Below are 3,636 nucleotides of genomic sequence, written 5' to 3'. Positions count from 1 at the left end.
GCAGCTAATAGTGTTATGAGCAAGTAGCAAAGCGGATTGCGAATATCCGCTTGACTCACAGTTTATGACAGTTTCGTAAATATCTATGAGAATTAGAAGATAGAAAGGACGAAGAACAAATGATGATGTTTAGATGGCTGGTGTTGCCACTTTTATTTTTAATTGCAGCGGTTGTTTATGTTTACCGCAAGATTTCCGGTGCGGTTTCGTATTTTTTTAGTGGATTTTCAAAGAGAAAGAGAAGGATGATTTCGGGACTTACAGAAGTTATCCTGATATTGCCGGCAACGAAAGCGTTTACCTTATGGTTTGTTGTTTTTTTGCACCTTATAGTCTGTTTGGTACTTATTGATATTATTGCTTTTATTGTTAAGAAAGTATGTAAGGAAAGCAAAAAACAGCTTTTGTGGAACAGGATTTATAAAAGCTGCATAGTGGCTGTTCTTATGACGGCGATTATCTGTGGTTATGGAAGATACAATATTTTTCATGTGGTGAGGACAGAGTATAATGTTTCGGCAAATAAAAATATCAGGAAAGATGGATATAAGATGGTTGTGTTGTCTGACCTGCATTATGGTATATCATTGAGTGACTCTGGTCTGCAAAAGGTTGCTGACAGGATAGATAAAGAAAAAGCGGATATTGTTGTGCTTGACGGTGACATTGTCGATGAGAGTACGACAAAAGCACAGATGAAATCTGCATTTAGTATTCTTGGCAAGATAAAGAGTACATACGGTGTCTATTATGTTTATGGAAATCATGACAAAAACAATTACACGACAGAGCCGAATTATTCATCAGAGCAGCTTGCCGATACGATTACAAAGTCAGGAATTAAAATTCTTGAGGATGAAAGTTTCTCGATAAACAATGAAGTAACATTGATAGGCAGAGCTGACAGGGGCAGCGGTGATATGCAAAGGGAAGATATAAAAGAACTGGTAAAAGATGTTGACAAAAATCAGGAGCTAATAGTACTTGACCATCAGCCTGCCGATTATGAGAATGTAAAAAATGCAGGCGGTGACATGATAATATCAGGACATACCCATGCAGGACAGATATGGCCGGCGGGACTGTTCGCATCATTGTTCCATTTTGACGAAATGAATTATGGTGAAAAGAATGTGGAACAACTGCACGCAATAGTTACTTCAGGAATAGCAGGCTGGGGAGTTCCGCTGCGAACAGAAAGACATTCGGAGTATGTGGTTATAAATATTAAATAAGTTTTAGCAACTGGGAAAACTTCTGTTTTTTACTTTCCTTAAATACGATAAAAAATGTTACATTAACCTCTGGGTCTAGGATAGGAATATGCACACGGTTTTTTGGCTGCAAATAGTCATTGAGGGCAATATCTGTGGTAAAGTAAGGCAGAGTGGAGGCTGGTATCAGCCCTTCAAATGCTGCCCTGTCGGTCTGTTCAATAAATTTTGAGTCAGGCATTTTTTCGTCGATTATGTCACGCCAGAAACCTAAATTAGGCATGACTATCATATTTTCGCCGTTTATGTCAGAAAGGTGCAGGCTTCTCTCATGTGCAAACTTGTGTGTGTCAGGCAGACAGAACATGAGGTGTTCTTCGGAAAAAGTTTTAACAAAAAGTCCGTTAGTATTAGCGGGCTTTTTTGGTAAGATAATAAAATCATAAGTGTCTTTAAAAAGGCCGGCTGTTAATAAGTCAGTCTTTTTTATTTCGGAGGAAAGAGTCATGTCTGGGTAAACACTGCGGAGCAGCTTAGTCAAAAGTTCGATTGGCATAGGAGCGCATGAACCGATACTTATCGTATTATTCATGCGGTCAAATGAGCGTACACGAAAAATCATATCGTTAATATCATCAGTTATCTTTTTCGCATAGGCAACCGCAAGTCTGCCGTTTTCATTGAGAACAATCTTATTTTTCTGTCTTTCAAAAAGAGAAACTTCAAATTCACTCTCAATCTGCTGCATAGTACGGCTAAGGGAGGGTTGTGATATATGAAGTACTTCAGCAGCTTTTGAGAGTGTTTTGTACTCGGCAAAAGCGATAAGCTGTTCAAGCTGGTAGGTTTCTAACATTGAATGGTTACCTCCTGAAATTGTTGTAGTTTATTTAGGTTGTGTTGATTGTGTAAATATAACAAATCAATTCCATTATACCAGATAGAACAGATTTATGCTTTTTTATTGGTTCAAATATTGAATTGAGATATCCATGAGTCGGAAATTTTATATAAATCTTTGAGTTAAAATAGCTACAGCAAAGCCTGATGATAAAAATGGGCCTGAAATACCAGATGGTGTGAAAGTAGTTGAATATGATGGAACAAACCGCGATGAAATTAAGAACATAAATGAGCCATTTTATTTGAACATAAAAGAGGGTGTTACAGATATTGGTGCAGATATGGTTGGAGGTAATCTGATAGTATCAGTATTATATATGAATGAAAATGTAGTAGGTGTATCTATACCAGAAAGTGTCAAATCAATATCAATTGCTGCGTTTACAGGTTGTACTAATTTAAAAAGTATATATATAGCCGGAAATATTACAGAAATAGGATATAGAGCATTTACTGGTTGTAAGAGTTTAACAAAGATCAAAATACCGCAAAGTGTAAAAAATATAGATGAATATGCGTTTGAAGGATGTGAAAGTCTGACAGATATAACAATTCCTGATGGGATAACTACATTGAGCGAAGGTATGTTTAGTGGATGCATTAGTTTAAAAAATATAAATATCCCTGAAAGTGTAACTGAGATTGATGCATTAGCATTTGATAGCTGCAAGAGTATGGAGAGTATATATATACCTAAAAATGTAAAAAATATAAATATCAATCATACAGATAAAGATGATAATGGCAATGAACAGTCATATATAAGTGGAGTATTTTATGGTTGTGATAAATTGAAATCAATTAAAGTAGATGCGGCAAATCATTATTATGACAGCCGCAATGACTGTAACGCTATTATAGATAAAAAAGATGATGTTCTTATAGCAGGCTGTATGGATTCTATTGTTGTTGATGGAATAAAGGAGATTGGAGATTGCGCATTTAGTGGATGTACAGGACTTACTGCGATAGAACTTCCAGAAAGTATAGAATTGATAGGACAGTATGCTTTTGCTGACTGTGTTAATCTTAAAGAAATAAGAGTGCATTCAGAACACATTAATTGTTATGAGAGTGCCTTTGATGGCTGCACAAATTTAAATGATAATATCATTTATGCGTAAAGCGACTGATATGTTATAATCAAATAGCCTTGAATTGTGTAAATTTACGATTCAAGGCTATTTTTATAGCTTATATCAGCGGAGGCAAAAATAAAATCTGGAATAATAAATAGGCTTTTATTACAACCGTTTTTGGACTTTCCAACTGTCAAAGATTGGAGTTTAACATATTTTGTTGGTAAATCCAATATTTAGTATGCATCAAATGAATAGTAGTATTGAAAGCATATATTGTTCTTTTGCTTGAGTAAATATTATAATTAAAACCGTAAAAAGTTTCTTGATTTATGAAGGAAAATGAGTTTTTAGCGCGAAAAATAAAATTTTTGACACGCAAGATTTGTGTCTGCGCACACTTGACACAAATCTTATATGTGAAATATATTATATTTCAC

At 35.1% G+C, this 3,636-nt stretch carries 3 protein-coding genes; 2 read left to right on the top strand and 1 reads right to left on the bottom strand.

The features are described from left to right. Window positions 1-119 precede the first annotated feature (119 nt). A complete protein-coding gene (locus KQI69_RS05180) occupies window positions 120-1,235 on the top strand; it encodes a metallophosphoesterase (protein WP_216564282.1) in 1,116 nt (371 codons plus the stop codon). Here KQI69_RS05180 and KQI69_RS05175 read toward each other — a convergent pair. Continuing rightward, window positions 1,228-2,070: a LysR family transcriptional regulator gene (locus KQI69_RS05175; RefSeq protein ID WP_216564281.1), complete on the bottom strand. Its 843-nt coding sequence runs from the start codon at window positions 2,068-2,070 to the stop codon at window positions 1,228-1,230. The two genes, KQI69_RS05180 and KQI69_RS05175, sit on opposite strands and share 8 nt — an antisense overlap. Window positions 2,071-2,293: 223 nt before the next feature. On the opposite strand from KQI69_RS05175, the gene KQI69_RS05170 reads away from it, so the two are divergent. Continuing rightward, entirely contained in the window at window positions 2,294-3,241 is a 948-nt protein-coding gene (locus KQI69_RS05170) for a leucine-rich repeat domain-containing protein (protein ID WP_216564280.1), read from the top strand. Window positions 3,242-3,636 lie beyond the last annotated feature (395 nt).

It is taken from the genome of Eubacterium sp. MSJ-13 (assembly GCF_018918235.1).
GTDB lineage: Bacteria > Bacillota > Clostridia > Lachnospirales > Lachnospiraceae > Butyribacter.
The sequence above is the reverse complement of the archived record's forward strand: the minus strand, read 5'-3'. Positions and strand labels throughout refer to the sequence as shown.